Source organism: Mycobacterium sherrisii, assembly GCF_002102355.1.
Classification (GTDB): Bacteria; Actinomycetota; Actinomycetes; order Mycobacteriales; family Mycobacteriaceae; genus Mycobacterium; species Mycobacterium sherrisii.
Window position 1 is genome coordinate 126,564 of record NZ_LQPT01000104.1, and the last position, 21,205, is coordinate 147,768.

Here is a 21,205-nt window from a genome sequence, read left to right on the forward strand (position 1 = left end):
AGCGGTCATTCGTACGCTTCCAGGCGCCCGCGTCACGACGCGATCAACTGGGCCAGTTCCTGCCAGCCATCGCGCAACCGGTTGGCGTCCCTGTCGTCGATGACGTGTAGACAGACGTGGTCTGCTCCCGCATCGAGGTGAGCGTTCACGCGTTCGGAAACAGCCCGGGCCGGGCCCCATGCAACGATCGCGTCGATCAGCCGGTCGCTACCCCCGTCGACGAAGTCCTCGGCGCAAAATCCCAGTCGCACAAGGTTGTTGGTGTAGTTCGGCAGCCTGAGGTAAGGGAGGAGATGGTGTCGCGCAATCTCCCGGGCGCGCTCGGCTCTGGTTTCGAGGACCACCTTCAGCTCGGGAATCACCAAGGACCGCGGCCCGAGAATGTGGCGTGCGACGGCCGAGTGATCGGGCGTGACCAAGAACGTATGTGTGCCTGCCGTCCGAGTGCCCGCCAGCTCAAGCATCTTGGGGCCGAGCGCCGCGACCAGCATCTCTTCGCGACGCACCGGCGCCGTCGCGCCCTCCAGACGATCGACATAGGTGCTGACAGCGGAGAGTGGCTTGATGAATCTTTGCCCGGCGGTTTCAACGGCAGCCCGGTGACTGGCACCGAGGCCGAGCAAAAGTCGCTCCGGGTGCTGCGAGCGCACCCGCGCGACCCAGGCCGCGGTGTCATACGGGTCGTGCATCCATGTATTGAGCACCGCAGTTGCGACGATCATGGTGGGCGTGGCGGCCAGCAAGGCGTCGACGTCGCTGAATAGTGGGCCGCCGATGCCCCCGGGGACCCACAGCGCTCGATAGCCCAATCGATCGAGTTCGATCGCGTGATCGACGGCGACCTGCGGATCCCGTCCACGCAGCCGCCGCGACCAGATGCCGACGTTGCCGAGGCGGCCGGCCAGCGGCTGCGCCGAAGAGGAGGTCACCCGATGGACCTCGGACCGAAGGTTCGTTCGATGAGACGGGTGTCGGAGTACTCGCGCATCGCGACGATCCGATCACCTTCCACTTCGAACAGAAGGTGGTATTTGTTGGGATAGCTGGCGCCGGAGAGCAGTTCGATGTGGCCTTCTGCCTCCACGGCGACACGACGCCCCTCGGCGGTGACGCCGGTGGCCGTAATGCGGTACCGGGTGCGCCCCTGAGCGTTGATGGAATCCATCATCGCCAGTAGGTCGGCCTTCGTCACGACGGCGGCATCGGTGCTGTCGATGTGGTTGACCGGTAAGGCCGCAGCTAGCCAAATCTCGGCGTCGTCGGCCAAAGCGTCGAAGTCGCCGGCCATAAAATGCAGCACCGTCGTTCTGCTTCGCGACGTCTGATCGTCGACCATCATTTCAACCCTGTTCCGGAAACGTGGCCGCCACCCGCGGTGCGGTTCGCCCGCCACGAAACCTATCAGTGATCGATTAATGCGTCAACGACTGCGCTTTTGCCTAGGCGACGACGAGCCTGGGCGGCGTCGCGGACCCAGCCCGTCGCCCCCAAGCGCTGACCGCAGTTGGTCACGCAGCGTCTGGGCGGAGCAGTCGCTTGACTTGTGACAGCAGTCACCATAATCTAACGGCGTCAGGCTAACCATCTCGGCGGACGCGGGCTTGGGTGCGACGACCTCGGCACGGCAGCCTGCCCATCAACCCCCGGGATACTCGAGCCCGCCCGCGCGCACGTCCCGCGTCACCTACCTGTACAGGAGGAAGAATGTCCGCCCAAGAAACACGGACGACAACTACGTCAGCCCATGATGTAGCGCGGGATTTCAGTCTGTACGACGAGGCGACGATGCAAGATCCGCACAAGGTGTACAGCGAGCTGCGATCGCGGTGTCCGGTCGCGCACAGTGACCGCGACGACGGGTTCTGGATTGCGACCCGGTACGAAGACGTAATCGCCGTGACGAAGGACGCCCAAACGTACTCGTCGAAATACGTGATGATTCCGCGGCTGAAGTTCGGACCCGACTTCGTCGACCGCCCGCCACTGACCGCCGACGAACCCCGGCACAAGGTGTACCGAAAGCTGCTCCAGCCGATCTTCTCCCACGGCAAGATCCAAAAGTGGGAGCCAGAGATCCGCAAGATCTGCCGCGAGGCCGTTGCGAAGGTAGCCCCGCTTGGAAGGTGCGATGCCGCAACGGATTTCGCGAAGAAGATCCCACTCGGGTTCACTTGCGCACTGCTCGGCGTCTCGCCGGAAATGGAGCCCCGGTTCACCCAGTGGAGCAAGGACGTCGTGGAGTCAGAAGATCCCGACGACGCGATGCGCGCTGTCGGCGACATCGTCGCGTTCCTTGGCGAGCAACTCGAAAGGCGCATGGCCAACCCCACCGAGGACCTCATTTCACAACTGATGCAGAGCGAGGTCGACGGCGACAAGCTGGAAGGACAGGAACTTCTCGCGGTGCTGATGGTGGTGATGATCGCCGGACTCGACACGACGTGGGCCGCGCTCAGTAGTTGCATGTACCACCTCGCGGCGCACCCCGAGGACTGTCGACGCCTCGTCGACAACCCGGACATGATCCCGACCGCGGTCGAAGAATTGCTGCGCTTTTACGCTCCGGTCGCGCTGACGCGCGAGACCACGACCGAGACCGAGCTGGGTGGCATCAAGATCGGCGAAAAGGAACTGGTTCTGCTGTCCTGGCCGGCCGCCAACCGCGACCCCGAGATATTTGCCGACCCTGACCGGGTGGTGATCGACCGCGCCGAGAATCGTCATGTGACCTTCGGAACTGGCATTCACCGCTGTCTTGGCTCGGCAGTCGCGCGACTGGAGATCAAGGTGGCCATCGAGGAGTGGCTCGCGGCGATCCCGGAGTTCGAGCTGGCCGACCCGGCCACAGTCAAGTACGCCACCGGGCACGTCTGGGGACCGCGCGTGGTCGATGTCCGCTACCCCGAGAACCTGTGCGCGGGCCGTTCATGAAAGTGCACGTGAACGCCAAACTCTGTCAGGGACACAACCGTTGCCTGATGTTCGATACCGACGTCTTCGAAGTCGATGAGCTCAGCTACGCACATGTCCGCGGGGACGGGTCCGTACCACCCGGCGAGGAAGAATCCGTTCGCCTGGCCGTCGTGAACTGTCCCGAACAGGCGATCACGGTCAGCGACGAGTGAGTCCCGGGTTCCGCGGCATCTCGGCACGCGCTCAACCTCAGCAGGTTGAAGCGACACGGATCTTTGGCGGCTGTAACACGTTAGGAGCAGGAGCGAAATGGAACGGCTGACGGGACGAGTCGCCATCGTCACGGGCGCTGGCCGGGGAATCGGGGAGACAATCGCCAAAGCATTTGACGCCGAAGGCGCCCACGTCGTTGCCGCAGACCTGACTGGAGAACAGAACCGCGTCGCCACCGATCTGAGTCTGCGCAGTGTGGCCCGGCACGCCGACATGAGCGTCGTCGGCGATGTTGAGGCGCTGATTGCGTCGACCGTAAGAGAATTCGGACGTCTGGATGTGTTGTGCAACAACGCCGGCATCGACGGTGACATGGGGCCGCTCGTTGAGATGTCGCTCGAAAATTTCGAGCGAGTCTTGGCGGTCAATCTGCGCGGCGTCTTCCTGGGGATGCGCTACGCCATTCCTGCAATGCTTGCAACGGGCGGCGGATCGATCATCAATGTCGCATCCGTCGCGGCACTGGTCGCGTTCCCCGGTTCGACCGCGTATGCCGCGAGCAAGGCGGGTGTCCTCGGTATGACCCGGGTTGCAGCAGCCGAGTACGGTTCGGCCGGGGTTCGAGTCAACGCCATCTGCCCCGGCATTATCGAAACGCCGATGTTGAGCGATTTAGGGACGGCAGCGCCCGAGGTCTACGCACAGATCGTCTCGCACGGGGAGTCAGTGGCGCCGATGAAGCGGCTTGGCCGGCCCGACGAAATCGCTTCCCTGGCCGTCTATCTCGCCGGCGCAGAATCGTCCTTCCTCACCGGGGCGGCGATCCCCGTGGACGGCGGCTACGTCACATTGTGAGCCGGGTGTCCGGCTTCGAGTCCACTTGCGCCAGCGAGCCTGCTCGAGGAGAGACTATGGCACGTGCATACGCGAGCACCGTCGTCAACCAAAACGTTGACGACGTGTGGAATTTGGTCAGGACGTTCGACGCCGTAGGGCGATGGATTCCCGGGGCGAAGTCCTGCGTGACCACCACAACCGGCAGCCCCGCGCAACCGATACGTCGCATCATCCTCACCGATGACACGGTCGTCGACGAGACTCTGGTGACGCTTGACGACGTTCGTCGTGTTATCCGGTACCAATTCACCTCGTCGCTGCCACGCGGGATGCGGTCTTTCCTGGGGACGGCGCATGTGCGTCCCGTGACCGACGGCGACCGCGCATTCCTCGAATGGATCAGCGAATTCGATTGTGACGCAACAATCGAGACTGCGATCGTCCGCAACATCGGTACCACCTTGACAAAGCTCATCGCAGCCGTCGCCGCCGAAGCCGAAGGATTAGGAACCCGGGATGACCGCTGAACCGTCGGGCTGGAACAACCAAATCTGGGATCGGATCGCCGATGTCGTCGTGGTCGGGACGGGGGCCGCAGGGGGTGCCGCGGCCGCGGCGGCCAGCCGCGCTGGCGCCTCTGTGCTCATGTTGGACAAGGCCGACTATCCCGGCGGCACGACGGCGAAATCCGGTGGTGGGATGTGGATCCCCAACAACTTTGCCTTGCGGGCACGGGGCGTGACCGACGAGCGCGATCGCTGCGTGCGCTACATGGTTCGAAGCGCCTATCCGGCGGCATATCGCCCCGACCATCCGACCCTAGGTGTCTCGGGCGTGCGGCTAGATCTGATTGAGACCTTCTTTGACCACGCAGGCGAGGTGATCGACGAACTCATCGGCGACGGCGTTCTCACTCTAGAGCCCGACGACTTTCCCGACTATTACAGCGATCTGCCGGAGGCTGTCGGGTGGAGCCACGCACTCGTACCGACGCTTCCCAAGACCTGGAGACGGGGGGATCCCGGCGGCGGCGAGCTGCTGGCCACGAGGTTGCGCGGAGCGACCGAAGAGCGGGGCAACGCTACCCTGCTGGGCTGTGAAGTCGTAGGCCTGATCCGCAATCACCGCGGCGAGGTCATCGGGATTGAGGCACACCGTCGCCGTTCGACACTTCTCATCGGCGCCCGACGTGGTGTGGTGTTTGGCTCCGGGGGATTCCTGCACAACCCGGACATGGTGAACGACTATTTGCGCGGGCCGATCCTCGGCGGGGCGGCCGCGGCGACCGCGACCGGTGACCTCGTCACCTTGGCCGGTCGTGTCGGCGCCCAACTGGGCAACATGAACCAGGCGTGGTGGGACCAGGTGGTCGTCGAGCAAGCAGCGCACTGTCGGGTCACCAGCCGCGACGTGTTCTATGCCTACGGCGACTCGATGGTCATGGTCAACAGGTTCGGGCACCGCGCCCTCAATGAGAAGTCTCCCTACACCGACCGCGGCCAGGCGCACTTCAGCTGGGACACCGGACGCCACGAGTACGGGAACCGCCTGATGTTCATGATCTTCGACGAGGCCGTGCGCACTTCCGATCTGCGTGCCGATCCTGGGATCCGCGGCAGCAAGATGGGCCGCTATCCGGTCCCGTTCCCCGAGGAGTCGCCGTCATACCTCATCTCGGGAGGCGACTTCGATGAACTCGCACAAAACATCGACACACGCCTGTTGGCGCTTGCCCCCCACATCGGATCTATCACCCTGGCCGACGATTTCGTCGTTCAGCTTCGCCACACCATCGCCAGATTCAACGACGGTGCCCGGCTCGGCCAAGACCACGAGTTCCGTCGGGGGCGCACCATGATTGAGCGAGCCTGGGAATCTACGACCCGGCCCGACGCCGTGAGCGACTCGCTTTACCCGTTCGCCGACACGGGTCCCTATCATTGCGTCATCCTGGGCGCCGGAGCGCTCGACACGAAGGGCGGGCCACGCACAGACTGTCATGGACGCATTCTCGACGGACTCGGTGCGCCCATCGCGGGGCTTTACGGTGCGGGCAACTGCGTGGCGTCGCCGTCCGGGCAGGCTTACTGGGGCCCCGGAACCACTATCGGCTTGGCAGTGACCTTTGGGTATCTGGCAGGCCGGCATGCCGCCTCCCAACCTGCCAGGGACGGGAGCCCCGGGAGCGCGGGGTGAGGGGCCGGGCAACAAGTCGCGCCGACCGGTGGCGCAGCTCAGGCTTTGGCGCGCTTGGCATCCGGGGTCCAGCGGGCCACGCGCTCGTCGACGGCGGTTTCGATCGCGGTGAAGATGCTTTGTACTACGACGTCGAACAACTCTTCAGCCGAAAGACCCGCCTCGGCGACCACCTTGGTCATCACCGGTCCCATCGGGCCAAGTGTTCGGTCGGGGTTGCTCGCATCGCTGGCCTGGTGCAGCGCGCTGCCCAGGATGAAGAGCTCGACGGCGTCCAGCAACGGCATCACCGCCGCGCTGGGAACGCCCTCCTCCAACAACCGAGTCGCTGCGGCCTCGTACTGCGGACTGCCCCAGCCGACCTCGCGTCGACGCATCACGACGGGCACCACCGCGGGGTGCGCCGCTAGCGCATCACGGTAGCGTCGCGACAACTCGGCAAGCCAGGTTCGCCACGAGGTGCCGGGCTCGGGCATCGTCAGCACCTCCGAGAGCGCCAACTCCGTGGCGCCGACCAGAATTTCTTCCTTGTTGCTGAAGTGGTGATACAGCGAGGCGCCGTTGACGCCCAACTCTTCACCCAATCCACGGATGCTGAGGCTGTCCAGGCCCTTCTCGTCGATGATGCGCAAGGCCGTCTCCAGTGCCCTCCGTCGTGAGATGAGCGGCTTACGTGGTCTGGCCATCGGCCCGCATGTCCTTCTCTCGGCATCGGAACAGCAATTCGTGTCGAGTGCGTTCGTCGACGCTAATCAGGGTTCCAACGTAGGTTAGAAGCTCCGGGTGTCCGGTCGCGAACCCCACCGTTGGGGGCGCGGCTGGTGCGGTTCGTATCCTAACATCATTTGGTTACGATTTGGGCAGTTTTCTGCTGTGGGGTGTCGCCGGAGCGGCGGTGACGCCGCAGCAGACGACATTCCGGTCAGCGACGGGGCGCGGGCCACCGGGGACAAGGACAACCAACCGACGTTGGATAAAACTAAACCCCATATTGCCCCCGGTCGTGCGGGAAGCTCGCACAGACAAGCTCGGGGTCGGATGCAGTGGCGGCGGGCACCCGCCACCACTTGGTGAAATTGTCCGTCCACTTGGCCAAAACCCGTTTGTGCCAGGCAGATCCTGCGCTTGAAGCGACACGGCGCGTCCCGCGCATCGCCGACGCCCGTAATGACTTTCGTGATTGACGGGTGTGACTTAAAGCACCTATGCTCGCGAGGGTTAATCTAACGCTGTCTGGCTAGCGCCGGACGTGAAAGCCGATACCAAGACGAAATCGGTCGCGGCGTTCGGCCCGACGGTGGCCGCTCGGGACGGTTGCGGCCGCACGCGGAGAGGGGCGAAGTGAACATCTACAAGGAGCTGTTCGTCGGCGGCCGGTGGGAAGCTCCTGCCACGGACGCCACGATCGAGGTCACGTCGCCCTACACGCTCGAGCCCGTCGGACGGGTGCCCGAGGCCGCAGCGGCCGACGTCGACGCAGCCATCGATGCGGCTCGGAAGAGCTTCGAGGCAGGATCCTGGCGCTGTAAGACGCCAGACGAGCGCATAGCCGTCATGCGGCGACTACACGAGCTTTACGTCGGTCGGAGCGAGGAGCTCGCCGAGTTGCAGACCACTCAGATCGGCGTGCCGATCTCGTTTTCGAAGATGGTCAACGGTCCGGCCCCCTGCGCTGTATTAGGAGCCTTCCTCGATATCGCCGAAGCGGTGCAATGGGAGGAGCATCGCCGCGGCGTGACCGGCGCCGACATCCTGGTACGCCGCGAGCCTGTCGGCGTCGTCGCGGCGATAGTGCCCTGGAATGCACCGCAATTCACGCTGATGGGCAAGTTGGCCCCCGCGCTTTTGACCGGCTGCAGCGTCGTGATTAAGCCGTCGCCCGAGACACCGCTAGACGCCAACCTGCTCGCCGATCTCACCCGGCAAGCCGGCATTCCCGACGGCGTCGTGTCGGTGCTGCCCGCCGGACGCGAGGTGGGCAAATACTTGGTGTCGCATCCTGGCGTGGACAAGGTCACGTTCACCGGATCGACCGAGGCCGGTCGTCACATCGCTGCGGCCTGCGGTCGCCAGTTGAAGCGATTCAGCCTGGAATTAGGCGGCAAGTCGGCAGCCATCATCCTCGACGATGCCGATCTCGACGCCACCATGGCGGGTCTGCAGTTCGCATCGCTTGCCAACAACGGCCAAGCATGTATCGCGCAGACCCGCATCCTGGCCCCACGGTCTCGGTACGACGACGTTGTCCAGGCGCTCGGTGCGATGATGTCGGGCTTGGTCGTCGGGGACCCCTTCGACCCGGCCACCCAGATAGGACCGCTTATCAGCAGGAGGCAGCAAGACCGCGTCAACGGCTACATCCATTCCGGCGAACGCGAGGGTGCTCGGCTTGTCGTCGGCGGCCCGGGCGGCGTCGAAGGACAGGACAAGGGCTGGTTCGTCAACCCGACGTTGTTCGCCGACGTCGACAACGGCATGCGCATCGCACGCGAAGAAATCTTCGGCCCCGTCTTGGTGGTCATCCCGTACACCGACGACGACGACGCGGTAGCCATCGCCAACGACAGCGACTACGGACTCGCCGGATCGGTGTGGACGACGGATAACGACAGGGGCCTTGGCATCGCCCGGCGCGTGCGCACCGGCACCTTTGCCGTGAATCAGTACGTAATGGACTTCAAAGCCCCGTTCGGCGGCTTCAAGGCCTCCGGCATAGGCCGTGAGCTCGGCGTCGAGGGTCTCCATGCCTATGTCGAATACAAGTCCATCGCGCCGGCGCCAGCTTAGAGCGCGGTCGCGAATATCCGCCATCGGGCATGTGCCCGCCGAACGATCTGGAGAGGGGCAGCAATGAAAACCAAGGCAGCGATCCTGCGGGAAGCACCGGGCAAGTGGGAGGTCACCGAGTTGAACTTGGGTGAGCCCGGGCCCAGGGATGTGCAGATCCGGATCGAAGCCGCCGGGCTGTGTCATTCCGACGACCACTTCGCCACCAACGACACGCCCGCTGCGTACTACCCGCTGATTGGTGGCCACGAGGGCGCAGGTGTCGTCACCGCAATCGGCTCGGAGGTACGTTCGGTCGAGGTGGGTGATCACGTCATCACCATCTTCATCCCCAGCTGTGGGCGGTGTCGCTGGTGTGCCTCCGGGCAAGGCAATCTCTGTGATGAAGGTGCTCGAATCATGGCCCTTGGGGCAGGGGAGGACAGCTACCACTTCACCACTGTCGACGGTGTGGGTGTCGGTCAGATGGCCCTGCTGGGCACCTTCGCCCAGCACACGGTGGTGCCTGAGCAGAGCGTCATCAAGATCGCCAAGGACATCCCGTTCACCTCGGCCTGCCTGGTGTCCTGCGGCGTGCCCACCGGGTGGGGCGCTGCGACCAACGCCGGCGGCGTGCGCGCGGGTGACACCGTCATCGTCATGGGCACCGGTGGCATCGGCATCAATTCGGTCCAGGGTGCCCGGCACGTCGGCGCGGCCCACGTGCTGGCCGTCGACCCCCAACCGTTGAAGCGTCAGCGCGCCCTGGAACTGGGTGCGACCGAGGTCTTCTCGTCCATCGAGGACGCCACCGCCCGGGCTCAGCAGCTGACCAATGGCCAGGGCGCCGATTCCACTCTGATCTCGGTCGGAGTGATGACCAGCGACATGGTGGGGCAGGCCTTCTCGTCCATTCGCAAGGGCGGCACCGTCGTCGTGACATCATTGGGCAACTTTGCCGAAACCGGCATCCCGGTCAACCTACTGGAGTTGTCGATGTATCAGAAGCGGATTCAGGGGTCGCTGTTCGGCGCGCAAGCCCCAGTGGCGATCGTGCCGCAGCTGTTCGAGCTTTACTCCACCGGTGCGCTCAAACTCGACGAATTAGTCTCCGACGCTTACACGCTCGATCAGATCAACGAGGCGTATGCCGACATGCACGCAGGCAAGGTGATGCGGGCCGTGATCGCCATGGATCACTGAAGACCTGCGGCGACCCGGCTGGGAACCCATCGCTCAGCCGGGGCCCACGGCCGCGTTTCGGCGGGATGTGATGTGGCGGTGGGGATTCCACTCGTGGGGTGTGGAATCAATGACGCTGCTGTCGCGCCGATGATGGCCTGACACGCCCCGACACCGGCGGCGGTGAAGTCACGACGACGCCACCACGGTGATCGCGCGTTCGGGGCAGGTGTCCACGCCGCGGCGCGCGTCGGCGTCCGCGCCGGCGGGCACTGCGACGGTCTCGACTGCGATGTAGCCGTCATCGTCGATGGGAAAGAGCTCGGCCGAGACCATGTTGCACATTGCATGGCCTTGACACTTGGCTTTGTCGACGGAGAGTCTCACTTCTGGCAGCTCGCGGTTCTGTGGACAGGGTTAGTCGCCGACAGCGAGGACGAGCTGGTCGATGCCCCACGTTCCGGCGGTGTGTTCGGTGATCGGCGCGCCGGTTAACCGGTAATCGGGCATGCGCCGATGCCACTCCTGTAGGGCGATCTGCATTTCCAGCCGCGCCAGGTGCGACCCGAGACAGCGATGAGGCCCCGCCCCAAACGATGTGTGCCGCACGACCGCACGATCAAAATCCACCTCACTGGCATGGTCGTACTCGAGGGAGTCACGACCCGCCGCGGGCAACGGCACCATGATCGTCTGACCCTTCTTGATCGCCACCCCGTCGAGCACGGTGTCCACCGTTGCCTTGCGACCGGTCACGATGATGGGAAAGGCGCGCAGAAATTCTTCGACGGCGTGCGGAATCAGCTCGGGGTTGTGGACCAGCCGCCGTCGGTCGGCGTCGTGGGTCGCCAAATGATGGAAGATCCACGTCAGTTGGGATGCCACCGTGTCCAATCCGGCAATGAAGACGAACAGGCACAGCGACAGCAGGTCGTCGAGGCCAACCGTTTGCCCGTCGATCTGCCAGGTGATCGCCGCGGAGAGCACGTCGTCGCCGACCAGAGCCGGGTCGGCCCGACGGGCAGTGATCAGCCGGGCGAAGTAGTCCATGACGTCGTTCATCGCGCCCATCATCTTGCTGCGGTCAGGATCGTTATCGCTGGTGGCGTGAACGATCAGGCCCTCCCATGTCATGAACTGGTCTAGATCCTCGGCGGGCAGGCCGAACAGTTCGAGGAAGATCGACGTCGGAAACTTTCTGGCGAAGTCGTTGGTGAAGTCGATGGTCTGTTGGCCGCAGACGGAGTCGACCAACTCCGCGGCGCGCTGCCGGACCCGACCGTCGTAGGTGCGGATGCGCGCCGGTGTGAAGTACGGCGCGAGCAGTTTGCGCCACGCGCTGTGCTCGGGCGGGTCGAGCATCTCCGGGATCCACTTGTATGGAGGATCGGGTTCGATCGCCACTACCGAACTGCTGCTGAATCGCTGCGGATCCTGCAGCACCTCGACCATCGTCGCTGAACGTGTGGCCAACAAATACCCAGGAAAGCCTCCCGCTGCCTCGACCTCCAGCAACGAGCCATGCTGGGCGATCTCGGCAATGCGATCGAACGACGACAAGACCGGGCAGTCGCCGGCCGAGTAATCCCACTGCACGACTGGGCATTTCGGCGTATGCGTCGATGTCATGAGAGCTCCTCGTCACCGCGGGGCCGCCACGTCAGAGCAATTCCTGGATGCGGAACGGTGATCACTGAACGCGGACGCGAGATTCAACCCCAAAATCAATCGATGTTAGATTAACGTGACCGCGATCACCTGTCAAACAGGCAATGCGGCTTTTCGTTAGTCCGGGAGGGCGGTATGTTCGATTCCCCTGCGCGTCACCCTGTACCCGTTCTCGACGCGGTCCCACGTCGCCTCGGTGTTGCCGCGCTCTTTGAGCGAGTACTTTTGCGGCTTTCCGGTCGGAGTCTTGGGGATCTCACTGGTGAACTCGTAGAACCGCGGGACCATGTGATGGGGGAGGCGGTCGAAGGCATGCTCAAGGAATTGCGAATGGTGCACGGGGGCACCAGGTTTGAGCACGATCCACACTTTGACCTCGTCATCGACTCCATCGTCGGATGGCGCCGGCACGCAGGCGACTTCAGCGACGGCAGCATGCGCTGACATCGCGAGTTCGACCTCGTAGGCCGAGATATTCTCACCGCGCCGACGGATGGCGTCCTTGGTGCGGCCGACGAAGTAGAAGCTGCCCTGGGCGTCCTGGCGGACCAGGTCGCCGGTGTGAAACCAGGCATTGGTCCAGGCGGAAGCGGTGGCGGTCGGGTCATCGACGTAACCGGGACTCATCACCGAAGGGCGTGAACATCGCACGATCGCCTCGCCCACATCACCGACAGGGATTTGTTGGTCGTGTCGATCCACCACCCGTACTTCCCAACCCGGCATCACCTCGCCGCAATAGCTCGGGTCAGCCCCGGGTTCGGCGTAGCCACGGATGGGGGTCGACGCCTCCGTGCTGCCCAATGAAGTCATCAACACCGGGACGCCGAACCGCGAGCGGAATGCTGCGATATCCGGCGGAATCGGTGCAGTGACCATGAATTTCATGCGATGTTCGCGCTCTGCCGAGCGGGCCGGGTGCCGCATCATCGCGGGCACCATGGAGCTGATCAGAATGGCGGCGCTCACCCGCGCGTCCCGAATGGTCTCCCAGTACCGGTCCAGGGCGGGCCGGGGCCGCACGTAGATCGCACTCCCGTTGGCCAGCGTGGCGTTCACGTAACCCATTGCCGCCGAATGGAACAACGGCAGATCAATCTGGAAGACGTCGTCAGCGGTGAAACCGTTTTCCCGCAGGATCGTCGCGTACCCCCAGTAGCTGTGCAGATAAGGGACTAGCACCAACTTGGAAGGCCCCGTGGTGCCCGAGGTCATCAGCAGTTTCTCGATGTCCCACAATTCGATGCCGCGCTCGAGCTCGGGAGCCCTGTCTTCGCGGCCCCGCAGCTCGCCGGGATCGACGAGCACGGTCCGCCCGAGCGCGGCGTCATCCTCGAGCGCCGCGCGGCGACTTGGATCTGCAACGACGGCGACCGGCCGGCTCAGCGCCAACGGCCGTCGCAGCAGGCTGCCGCGCAGCGCGGGGTTGATAGGGCACACGGTGGCCCCGAGCATGGCTGCGCCGAACCAGGACCGAATAAAGTCCGCGCCGTTGGGAAGTAGCACCGCAAGACAGCTCCCCTGCCGAACCCCCAAGGCGCGCAACGTGTGTGCGGCGGCAGCGGCTTCGCGAAGCGCCTGCGCATACGTCCAACGTTCACCGCCGTCGAACTCTGCGAAATGCCGGTCGGGATGATGGGCCGCATTGGCCAGCAACAAGGATCGCGTGACGACTTGGTCGGACGTCAGCGCCTGCAAGGTTGCCTCCGTCATCCTCCCTACCGGTGGCCGATCGCTCATCTTCGATCCTTTGCGGCAACGTCACGATCCGTGCGACGCCATCAAGCCTTATTGGGAAGCAGCAGCCTGGCGTTGTCGACGAAGATCTTGTCGACGATCGCCTTGCCGTGTCGTTCGATCTTGGCGTGGATGCGGCGAAATACGTCCTTGCCGCCCTCGACGTGGGGATAGTCCGTGGAGAACGCCAGCACGTTTTCGATGCCGGGGTAGCGGTCGATGTAGACGTCCACCGGTTCGAAGTGAAAGAACGACACCCGGCTGTTGTTGACGAGGTAGGTCGAGGGCAACTCTTCAAGCTTGTGGGGGTTGGTGTTGAAATGGCCCATCGCCTTGTGCCAGAGGTCCATGGTCTCCATGAGCGGTCCGACCCAGTGCGCGCCGACTTCGATGACGCCGAAGCGCAGGGTGGGATGTCGCGCGAACACGCCGCCCAACACCATCACCGACAGGAAGTTCTGGAACGGGATGTGAAGGTTCGTCGTCGAGTACGGGTCCACGCTGAACTCTCCCAGTGAGCGAAATCCCTGGAACGCCTCGGCGTCTTCCCACGCAGTACTTGCCAACAGTCGGCCGTCGCCGCCAATGTGCAGGGTGACGGTGACGTCGGCGTCTGCGCACATCGTCCACAGCGGATCCAGACTCAAACTGGCTGGGGACACCCCGCCAACCGGTAACCCGGCCGGAAGCCAAATCGCCCGGATGCCGCCGTCGATGAGACGTCTCGCTGTCGCGATCACCGCGTCGACGGTGTCCTCCACGATGGGAGCGACCGGCACGATTCGCGACGAGAACTTTTGGACGTCCAGCAGGTAGTCCTGGTAGAGCTCGACGCAGCGGCTGCCTAGCTGCGCACGGTTATCGGTGATGCCGGGGAACATCGACGAGTCGTCATGGTTTACCCGCAGGACAGTGCCGTACAGGCCCACGCTGCCAGGGAACATCAACTGCGCGCCGACGCCCATCGCATCCATGACCTCGATGCGGCGTTCGTAGTCCACCGCTCCGGGGGCCAGGGAGCCCTTGGAGATGAGGACCTCCTTGTCCACCGGCACGTTGTCACCTTCGAATTCCGGCACATTCGGGTGGTTTTTGTCGGTGTCGGCGGTCTCGCCACCCTGCAGCCACGCGTCCGCGAGAGGCTTGACCTCCGGACCGAACGTGTCCTCCCAGACCTGCAGCGGCATCATCTCGTGGCTGTCGACGTCGAGGATCCTGCCAGACAGGTGCGCGAGGCCTTCGGGAAGCAGTGTCGTCATGCGTGGCCACCTTCCTCGGCGCGGGTACGCCGGCCAGCAATTTACCAAACTAAGTTTGATAAAAGTTAGTGGCCGCGGCGGTCGGTGTCAATTGGTGTGGACATCAACCCCAGCTCACGCCCGACGCCATATGTAGGCGATTCGCGTGCCCGGTCAGCGAGGGAGTGGCGCGCGAGTGACCCGTTCCTGCGGCGCTGCCGCGTCATACGGCGGCGCGGGCAGGAATCGCCATTGCTTAATCTTACGACGTTGGGTTACGGTGAGGCGGCGGCCCTCCGATCGTCGGCTGGCACGTGCATCCGCGCGGTCAGCCTGCGACCAGCTGGACCCACGCGGCAAGGCTGCTGTGACCACGCAGCCCGACAGACACGGAATGGCGATGGAAGCACTCGAACAACTGCAGGCCCGCGAGAACATCCGCAGCGTCATCAACCGCTACTGCATGGAAGCCGACCGCGGGCAGCTGGACGGCGTCGCGGCGTTGTTCTCCGAGGACGCCGTGTACGAATTCGGCTCGCGAACCTATCTGGGCCGCAGTGGCATTCGCGAGATGTTCGTGGAATCGGGTCGGCACGCCGCTGTCGCCGCCGTGTCGGGTCCGTTCTTACACTCGGTGTCCACCTCATTGGTGGAGCTGTCGGGATCGACTGCACAAGCCACGACCTACGTCACGGTGCTCAGCGGCGCCGGAATCGACCACTGGGGCCGCTACCACGACGACCTGGCCATCGTTGACGGTAAGGAGTGGCTGATAACGCGTCGACGATTCACTCTGCTCGGTGCGGTCGCCGGGGGAATTGGCGAGGCGCTGCGATGAATGCTGCCGCGGCTCCGCTACGTGGCGTTCGCGTGCTCGATCTGTCCTGGATTGGTGTGGGTTGCATCGCGACCTGGTTGCTTGCCGAACTTGGTGCCGAGGTTATCAAGATCGAACCGACCGATGGCACCGACAATCTGCGTTCGCTGGCGCCGAAGGTCGACGGCGTCGGGATCAATCACCTCGTCTTCGACCGCCACAAGACGAGCCTGCCGCTCGATCTGCGCACCGAACTGGGCCGAGATGCCTACCTGGCGGTGGCGACGACCGCCCATGCAGTGGTCGAGGGCATGCGCACGGGAGTCGCCGACCGACTGGGCATCGGCGCCACCGCCCTGCAGAAGCTCAATCCCGCCCTGACCTACGTCACCCTGCCCGGCTACGGATCGGGTGGGCCCCTGTCCGGCCGGGCGGGCCACGACCTTAACTTTGACGCACTCGCCGGTGTCCTGTCGATGACGTGGCCGGGTCCGGTGGGCCCACCGCCGATACAGGCCGGCGACTACTTCGGGGCTTGCCTGGCCGCACTGGCGGTGGTCAGCGGTGTGCTTCAAGCGCAGGGCACGAATCTTGGCGCGCAGGTGGAATCAAGCCTCTTTGACGCCGCGATGTTCGCGATGGTCATCCCGCAAGCGCAGGCACTGATGCTGAACCTGGACGTGCAGCCCCAGAACCATATGCTCGTGGGCGCGCTTGCGTGCTACTCCACGTACGAGTGTGCCGACGGACAGCGCATCGCCGTGGGGGCACTCGAACCGCACTTCTGGCGACGGTTCTGCGAGATGGCCGACATCGACGATGACGGCGCACAGTTCGATCCTTCGGCACAAGTCGTCCTGCGCGAACGTGTCGCTAAGGCCATCGCAAAGAAGACGCGCGACCAGTGGATCGCCCACTTCGGGGACGAAGATGTATGCGTTTCAGCGGTGCTGAGCATCGCCGAGGCGGTCAGCCAGCCTCACGTGCGCCAGCGCGGCCGTATTGTCGGCGTCGAACACCCCAGCGGCGCCACCTACGACGCACCGGCAGCGCCCTTACGATTCGGCGGGTCGGCAACCTCACGTACTGCCCGCGCGCCCCGGCTGGGCGAGGGAGCCCGACGAGTGCTCTTGGGAGTGGGCTACTCGGCGGAGCGCATCGACACGCTCATGGCCGACGGGGTCGTCTATGCCCCCGGCGCGGGTTCGTAATGCGCCATCTCTGCGGCAAGGCAGTAGTCGTCACTGGCGCCGGCAGCGGACTCGGAGCGGCGTATGCGGCCGCAGCCGCGGCCGCCGGCGCCTTCGTCGTGATCAACGACATTGACCGCTCCGCGGCGACGGCCACCGGACGACGCGTCCCGAACTCAGTCATCGACACTTCCGACATCTCGACATGGCAGGGCGCCAAGGATCTCATCGACCGTTGCGTCGGGGTGTTCGGCCGCATCGACGGTCTGGTGAACAACGCCGGTGTGGTCAAAGTGGGCCCGCCTGAGCAGGCTAGCGAAGAGGACCTCCGGCAGGTGATCGGGGTGAATCTGTTGGGGACCGCGTTCTGTGGAACCCTTGCGCTGCAACGGATGATCCCGCTCAATCACGGGTCGATCGTGAACGTCACCTCCGGGGCGCAAGCTGGAATGCCAACCGTCGCAGGATATTCCGCTAGCAAGGGTGGGATCACGTCGTTGACCTACTCGTGGGCCGCGGCCGTGGCCGGCACCGGTGTCCGTGTCAACGCTGTGTCCCCCAATGCTCGTACACCGCTGGCCCAGGCCGTGGCCGAGAATCACCCCGAAGTGCAGACCGGGACGTTCAGCCCCGAGAGCAACACGCCCGCAGTCGTCTTCCTGCTGTCTCACCTTGCCCACGACGTCAACGGAAGCGTCGTCACCACTGGTGGTGACGAAATGTCCGTTCTAACCCGTCCGCGCCGCGGCCGCACTCAGCGGCGAGAGGGATGGACACCCGAAGCAGTCCGCCGGCTATTCGAATAGTCGCCGTTGAAAAGCACGCCCCTTCCGCGACCAGTCCCGAGGAGTCGATATCCATGACCGACCACTCCATCTCGAGCCCCCTGAGTGGCATCCGCGTGCTCGAGCTGGGCAACTACATCGCCGCGCCGACGGCAGGACGGATGCTCGCCGACTTCGGCGCCGAGGTGATCAAGGTTGAACGGCCACAGACCGGCGATGAACTCCGCAACTGGCGGCTCTACGCCGGGACCACTTCGATGTTGTTCCGCGCTATCAACCGAAACAAGAAATCGATTGTGCTCGATTTGCGCAGCCCAGAAGGCCGCCAGCTCCTCGTCGACCTCATCCCACACTGTGATGTGCTCCTGGAGAACTTCCGACCCGGCACGCTAGAGAAATGGGGAATCGGCCCTGCCGAGCTCAGCGCGGCCAATCCCGATCTCATCATCACCCGGATATCGGGATTCGGGCAGACCGGTCCCATGGCCTCGCGCCCAGGTTTCGCCGCCGTCGCCGAGGCGATCGGGGGGCTGCGAGAGGTCGTCGGGGATCCCGACCGGCCGCCGGTCCGGACTGGAGTGTCTATCGGTGACTCCGTCGCCGGCCTTTTCGCGGCGTTTGGCACCATGATGGCGCTCTACCAACGCGAATCCAATCGTCGCCGCACCGACCCCCGCCCGCTTGATCTCGACAGTCGGGTCATCGACGTCGCACTTAACGAATCGGTCCTCGCGGTCATGGAATCCCTTGTGCCTGACTACCTCGCTTACGGTGTCGAACGGACCCGGGTCGGTGGCCGGGTCGAGGGCATCGCCCCGAGCAACGCCTATGCATGCAACGACGGCACCTCTATCATCGTCGCCGGTAATGGCGATGCAATCTTCCAGCGCTACATGCAGGCCATCGGGCGTGCTGATCTGGCAGCCGACCCCGGCCTGTCCACCAACGCCGGGCGCTGGAGTCGCAGGCAAGAACTCGACGACGCCATCGGTGAATGGACTCGACGGCATTCCCGCGAAGAGGCATTGGCGAAGCTGGAAGCCGCCGGAGTTCCGTGCGGACCCATCTATACGGCCCGAGACATCTGCAACGATCGACAATACGCGGCGCGCAACATGATTCAGCGGTTCAGCGTCGACATCGGCGGCCCGGAACCCGTCGATGTCGGATTCACCGGCGTCGTGCCGGTGCTGGGCGGTAAATCCATCCCGATCCGTAGCGTTGGGCCCGACCTTGGCCAACACACTCGCGAGGTGCTGTTCGACTTGCTGGGGCGTGTCGACGATGAAATTTCCGAATCAACCGATGTCGATGCGAGCGAAATGCTATGACTACGTACACGTTCGAACCTTCGGCCCAGTTGCGCGACGTGACGCTGCGCGATGGACTGCAACTGGCGGGCAAGCTTCTCGACACTGATCGCAAAGTCGAGATCATCCGCCAACTCCTCGATCTGGGCGTACCGACGCTCGAGATCGGATCAATGGCACGTCCTGACCTAGTTCCGGCGATGGCCAACACCCTCGACGTGATTGCGCAGCTGAGTACCGAAGAGCTGCAACGCTGCTGGGTCTGGGTTGCGACACCCCGGCACGTCGAGAAGGCGCTCAACGCTGGTGTCCGCAATTTCCAGTACTGCTTCTCGGCCTCCGACGCACACAACCAGGCCAACATCGGGCGAACAACCGAGGCGAGTCTCGCCGCTATGCCTGCCGCGACGGCACTCGCGCGAGACGCAGGTGGCCGTATTCAACTCTGCATCGCCACTTCGTTCACCTGCCCCTTCGACGGGCCGGTCGCCATGAGCAGGGTGATTGCCATCGCCAACGACGAACGCACTGCTGGGGCAAGCGACATCGTCCTGTGCGACACCCTCGGTCAAGCCGTGCCCGCTCAAGTGAGCGAACTCGTCTCCCGGGTCTCTCGGGAGACGCCGCGACGCGGAATCGTCTTCCACGGCCACGACACGTGGGGCCTCGGCGTCGCCAACACGGTCGCAGCCATCCAGGCGGGCGCCAGCACTGTCGACGGGTCGCTCGGCGGACTGGGCGGATGCCCATTTGCACCGGGTGCCAGCGGCAACACCGCCACCGAAGACATCCTGTTCGCCACCCGTCCCACCTGGTTCCGGCCCGACACTCTCGCCCGTATGGTGGCGATCTCCGAGGACCTGCTGACCGACCTCGGCGAGCCTAACCGCTCCAAGACGCTGCAAGGCGCCCGCTCGGGCTCGTCCGCGTTCGAATGGGCGATCGGCGCCCACCCGCCGGCGCCCACCGACTAGAGCCGTGCGCACGAAAAGCCTCCGCGCTCCGTCTGCCTCGCCAAAGACATTTCATGCGAATACAATTCGAGAAGGGAACACCATGCGGGATCGGTTTTCTGGGAAGGTCGCGTTCATCACGGGGGCTGGCCGCGGCCAGGGTCGCAGTCACGCCGTCCGCCTGGCCGAAGAAGGCGCCGACATCATCGCCGTTGACGTCTGTGCCCCGGTGCCCACCGTCACCGTCGCACCACCAACCACAGAAGAGGACCTCGCTGAGACAGTCCGACTGGTGGAGAAGCTGAACCGGCGCATCGTTGCCGCGGCAGTCGATGTCCGTGACCGCGAGTCGCTTCAGCGCGTCGTCGACGCAGGAGTCGACCAGCTCGGGCGCCTCGACGTCGTCTGCGCGAACGCCGGTATCTTTCAACCGGCGCCGACTCTTGAGGTCACCGACGACGCGTGGCGCGAGATCATCGATATCAACCTGACCGGAGTATGGAACACCTGCCGCGTGGCACTACCACACATGATCGCCTGCGGGGGCGGGTCAATTGTGATCACCAGTTCGGCCGGGGGGTTGAAGGGCAATCCCAACACGATCGCATACACGGCGTCAAAGCACGCGGTCGTCGGCGTCATGCGGGTCTTGGCCAATGAATTCGGCCCGCAGATGATCCGCGTCAATTCCGTGCATCCCTCCGGGGTCGATACCCCGATGATCGCCAACGAGGCCACGTGGAAGTTGTTCGCTCCGGACGAACCAAACCCCACCAAGGCCAGTGCCGCACCCGCATTCCAAGCAGGCAACGCGCTGCCCATCCCGTGGCTTGACGTCTCCGACATCTCAAATGCCGTCCTATTCCTGGCCTCCGATGAGGCCAGATACATCACCGGGGTGACCCTGCCCGTCGATGCCGGCTATCTAGTGAAATGACAAGCCAATGACAAGGATTCGGTCTGGGAGCCGATGTTGATCCTTCAGTTGCCGCGCTCGGCGAGACTGCCAAGTCCGCAAGCTGCTTGAGCGGCTGCTCACCCGCAGGGCGGCGCGCCTACCGGGCCATCACCTCAAAGTAGACCACTGGGGTTTACCTAGCGTGGAAAGTGGGCTGGCTTCGCACGCGCGGAGCTCCACCTGGCCTCGAGCCGCAACCTGGCGACGTCATCGCCCACGAGCACTGGTGTTCAAGTGGCTTCGCGAATACCGAGAATACCGACATGGACATACAACTTAAACGCCTTGAATACAACAACTTTTCGTCATCGGACTCATTGCGCACACCTGTGTGGAGGCCACCCGTCGATACGGCGCGTTAGGCTTGATCGCGCTCATCGAAAGTCCTCAGGTGTGCTCGCTGAAATTCCTCACCTGTGAGCAGCGGTCAGTGTAGTTGGTG

General features: G+C 64.1%; 20 protein-coding genes. 13 read left to right on the plus strand and 7 right to left on the minus strand.

The window, feature by feature from the left end; genetic code table 11:
- Positions 1–32: 32 nt before the first annotated feature.
- Both AWC25_RS22700 and AWC25_RS22705 read right to left on the minus strand, forming a co-directional pair.
- Entirely contained in the window at positions 33–929 is an 897-nt protein-coding gene (locus AWC25_RS22700; protein ID WP_198166703.1) for a TIGR03620 family F420-dependent LLM class oxidoreductase, read from the minus strand.
- Positions 926–1,336, minus strand: a complete 411-nt coding sequence (locus AWC25_RS22705) for a nuclear transport factor 2 family protein (RefSeq protein WP_142279001.1) — start codon at positions 1,334–1,336, stop codon at positions 926–928. Before AWC25_RS22705 ends, AWC25_RS22700 begins: the two co-directional genes overlap by 4 nt.
- Positions 1,337–1,785: 449 nt before the next feature.
- On the opposite strand from AWC25_RS22705, the gene AWC25_RS22710 reads away from it, so the two are divergent.
- The 5 genes from AWC25_RS22710 to AWC25_RS22730 all read left to right on the plus strand — a co-directional run bounded on the left by AWC25_RS22710 (position 1,786) and on the right by AWC25_RS22730 (position 6,159).
- The gene (locus tag AWC25_RS22710; RefSeq protein ID WP_158089775.1) at positions 1,786–2,931 is read left to right on the plus strand and encodes a cytochrome P450; all 1,146 of its coding nucleotides are present in this window, start codon (positions 1,786–1,788) and stop codon (positions 2,929–2,931) included.
- Positions 2,928–3,125 carry a ferredoxin gene (locus AWC25_RS22715; RefSeq protein WP_069402023.1) on the plus strand — a complete coding sequence of 66 codons (198 nt, stop codon included), beginning with the start codon at positions 2,928–2,930 and terminating at the stop codon, positions 3,123–3,125. Before AWC25_RS22710 ends, AWC25_RS22715 begins: the two co-directional genes overlap by 4 nt.
- A 97-nt stretch (positions 3,126–3,222) precedes the next feature.
- The gene (locus AWC25_RS22720) at positions 3,223–3,981 is read left to right on the plus strand and encodes an SDR family NAD(P)-dependent oxidoreductase (protein ID WP_085167733.1); all 759 of its coding nucleotides are present in this window, start codon (positions 3,223–3,225) and stop codon (positions 3,979–3,981) included.
- A gap of 56 nt (positions 3,982–4,037) precedes the next feature.
- Positions 4,038–4,490 carry an SRPBCC family protein gene (locus AWC25_RS22725; protein WP_069401989.1) on the plus strand — a complete coding sequence of 151 codons (453 nt, stop codon included), beginning with the start codon at positions 4,038–4,040 and terminating at the stop codon, positions 4,488–4,490.
- The gene (locus tag AWC25_RS22730) at positions 4,480–6,159 is read left to right on the plus strand and encodes an FAD-dependent oxidoreductase (RefSeq protein ID WP_085167735.1); all 1,680 of its coding nucleotides are present in this window, start codon (positions 4,480–4,482) and stop codon (positions 6,157–6,159) included. The genes AWC25_RS22725 and AWC25_RS22730 overlap by 11 nt, the downstream gene beginning before the upstream one ends.
- A gap of 38 nt (positions 6,160–6,197) precedes the next feature.
- On the opposite strand, the gene AWC25_RS22735 is transcribed toward AWC25_RS22730, so the two are convergent.
- Complete coding sequence (locus AWC25_RS22735; protein ID WP_069401991.1) at positions 6,198–6,845, minus strand: TetR/AcrR family transcriptional regulator; 648 nt, start codon at positions 6,843–6,845, stop codon at positions 6,198–6,200.
- Between the two features lie 655 nt (positions 6,846–7,500).
- Between AWC25_RS22735 and AWC25_RS22740 the strand changes: the two genes are divergently transcribed.
- Positions 7,501–8,946, plus strand: a complete 1,446-nt coding sequence (locus AWC25_RS22740) for an aldehyde dehydrogenase (RefSeq protein WP_069401992.1) — start codon at positions 7,501–7,503, stop codon at positions 8,944–8,946.
- A 63-nt stretch (positions 8,947–9,009) separates the two neighbouring features.
- Positions 9,010–10,128 carry an NDMA-dependent alcohol dehydrogenase gene (locus AWC25_RS22745; RefSeq protein WP_069401993.1) on the plus strand — a complete coding sequence of 373 codons (1,119 nt, stop codon included), beginning with the start codon at positions 9,010–9,012 and terminating at the stop codon, positions 10,126–10,128.
- Positions 10,129–10,296: 168 nt separating this feature from the next.
- Here AWC25_RS22745 and AWC25_RS22750 read toward each other — a convergent pair whose 3' ends face one another.
- The 4 genes from AWC25_RS22750 to AWC25_RS22765 form a co-directional block, all read right to left on the minus strand.
- A complete protein-coding gene (locus AWC25_RS22750; RefSeq protein ID WP_069401994.1) occupies positions 10,297–10,494 on the minus strand; it encodes a ferredoxin in 198 nt (65 codons plus the stop codon).
- Positions 10,495–10,524: 30 nt separating this feature from the next.
- Complete coding sequence (locus AWC25_RS22755; protein ID WP_085167737.1) at positions 10,525–11,736, minus strand: cytochrome P450; 1,212 nt, start codon at positions 11,734–11,736, stop codon at positions 10,525–10,527.
- A 156-nt stretch (positions 11,737–11,892) separates the two neighbouring features.
- The gene (locus tag AWC25_RS22760) at positions 11,893–13,515 is read right to left on the minus strand and encodes an AMP-binding protein (protein ID WP_084229489.1); all 1,623 of its coding nucleotides are present in this window, start codon (positions 13,513–13,515) and stop codon (positions 11,893–11,895) included.
- Positions 13,516–13,556: 41 nt separating this feature from the next.
- Positions 13,557–14,771 carry an amidohydrolase family protein gene (locus AWC25_RS22765; protein WP_069401997.1) on the minus strand — a complete coding sequence of 405 codons (1,215 nt, stop codon included), beginning with the start codon at positions 14,769–14,771 and terminating at the stop codon, positions 13,557–13,559.
- 379 nt (positions 14,772–15,150) lie between these two features.
- Between AWC25_RS22765 and AWC25_RS22770 the strand changes: the two genes are divergently transcribed.
- From AWC25_RS22770 to AWC25_RS22795, 6 genes are all read left to right on the plus strand, one after another.
- The gene (locus tag AWC25_RS22770; protein ID WP_158089776.1) at positions 15,151–15,588 is read left to right on the plus strand and encodes a nuclear transport factor 2 family protein; all 438 of its coding nucleotides are present in this window, start codon (positions 15,151–15,153) and stop codon (positions 15,586–15,588) included.
- Positions 15,585–16,778 (plus strand): CaiB/BaiF CoA transferase family protein, encoded by a 1,194-nt coding sequence (locus AWC25_RS22775; protein ID WP_084229490.1) that lies wholly within the window; start codon positions 15,585–15,587, stop codon positions 16,776–16,778. Before AWC25_RS22770 ends, AWC25_RS22775 begins: the two co-directional genes overlap by 4 nt.
- Positions 16,778–17,563 (plus strand): SDR family NAD(P)-dependent oxidoreductase, encoded by a 786-nt coding sequence (locus AWC25_RS22780; protein WP_069402000.1) that lies wholly within the window; start codon positions 16,778–16,780, stop codon positions 17,561–17,563. Before AWC25_RS22775 ends, AWC25_RS22780 begins: the two co-directional genes overlap by 1 nt.
- A 53-nt stretch (positions 17,564–17,616) precedes the next feature.
- A complete protein-coding gene (locus AWC25_RS22785; protein ID WP_069402001.1) occupies positions 17,617–18,873 on the plus strand; it encodes a CaiB/BaiF CoA transferase family protein in 1,257 nt (418 codons plus the stop codon).
- Positions 18,870–19,826 (plus strand): hydroxymethylglutaryl-CoA lyase, encoded by a 957-nt coding sequence (locus AWC25_RS22790; protein WP_069402002.1) that lies wholly within the window; start codon positions 18,870–18,872, stop codon positions 19,824–19,826. The genes AWC25_RS22785 and AWC25_RS22790 overlap by 4 nt, the downstream gene beginning before the upstream one ends.
- Positions 19,827–19,908: 82 nt before the next feature.
- Positions 19,909–20,742 carry a mycofactocin-coupled SDR family oxidoreductase gene (locus AWC25_RS22795; RefSeq protein WP_069402003.1) on the plus strand — a complete coding sequence of 278 codons (834 nt, stop codon included), beginning with the start codon at positions 19,909–19,911 and terminating at the stop codon, positions 20,740–20,742.
- The last annotated feature ends 463 nt before the right edge of the window (positions 20,743–21,205 follow it).

Bases quoted from the DNA above. Each gene is read 5' to 3' on its own strand.
- AWC25_RS22705 (WP_142279001.1), bottom strand. From the start codon at position 1,336: ATGGTCGACGATCAGACGTCGCGAAGCAGAACGACGGTGCTGCATTTT.
- AWC25_RS22710 (WP_158089775.1), top strand. From the start codon at position 1,786: ATGCAAGATCCGCACAAGGTGTACAGCGAGCTGCGATCGCGGTGTCCG.
- AWC25_RS22715 (WP_069402023.1), top strand. From the start codon at position 2,928: ATGAAAGTGCACGTGAACGCCAAACTCTGTCAGGGACACAACCGTTGC.
- AWC25_RS22720 (WP_085167733.1), top strand. From the start codon at position 3,223: ATGGAACGGCTGACGGGACGAGTCGCCATCGTCACGGGCGCTGGCCGG.
- AWC25_RS22725 (WP_069401989.1), top strand. From the start codon at position 4,038: ATGGCACGTGCATACGCGAGCACCGTCGTCAACCAAAACGTTGACGAC.
- AWC25_RS22730 (WP_085167735.1), top strand. From the start codon at position 4,480: ATGACCGCTGAACCGTCGGGCTGGAACAACCAAATCTGGGATCGGATC.
- AWC25_RS22735 (WP_069401991.1), bottom strand. From the start codon at position 6,845: ATGGCCAGACCACGTAAGCCGCTCATCTCACGACGGAGGGCACTGGAG.
- AWC25_RS22745 (WP_069401993.1), top strand. From the start codon at position 9,010: ATGAAAACCAAGGCAGCGATCCTGCGGGAAGCACCGGGCAAGTGGGAG.
- AWC25_RS22755 (WP_085167737.1), bottom strand. From the start codon at position 11,736: ATGACATCGACGCATACGCCGAAATGCCCAGTCGTGCAGTGGGATTAC.
- AWC25_RS22760 (WP_084229489.1), bottom strand. From the start codon at position 13,515: ATGAGCGATCGGCCACCGGTAGGGAGGATGACGGAGGCAACCTTGCAG.
- AWC25_RS22765 (WP_069401997.1), bottom strand. From the start codon at position 14,771: ATGACGACACTGCTTCCCGAAGGCCTCGCGCACCTGTCTGGCAGGATC.
- AWC25_RS22770 (WP_158089776.1), top strand. From the start codon at position 15,151: ATGGAAGCACTCGAACAACTGCAGGCCCGCGAGAACATCCGCAGCGTC.
- AWC25_RS22775 (WP_084229490.1), top strand. From the start codon at position 15,585: ATGAATGCTGCCGCGGCTCCGCTACGTGGCGTTCGCGTGCTCGATCTG.
- AWC25_RS22780 (WP_069402000.1), top strand. From the start codon at position 16,778: ATGCGCCATCTCTGCGGCAAGGCAGTAGTCGTCACTGGCGCCGGCAGC.
- AWC25_RS22785 (WP_069402001.1), top strand. From the start codon at position 17,617: ATGACCGACCACTCCATCTCGAGCCCCCTGAGTGGCATCCGCGTGCTC.
- AWC25_RS22790 (WP_069402002.1), top strand. From the start codon at position 18,870: ATGACTACGTACACGTTCGAACCTTCGGCCCAGTTGCGCGACGTGACG.
- AWC25_RS22795 (WP_069402003.1), top strand. From the start codon at position 19,909: ATGCGGGATCGGTTTTCTGGGAAGGTCGCGTTCATCACGGGGGCTGGC.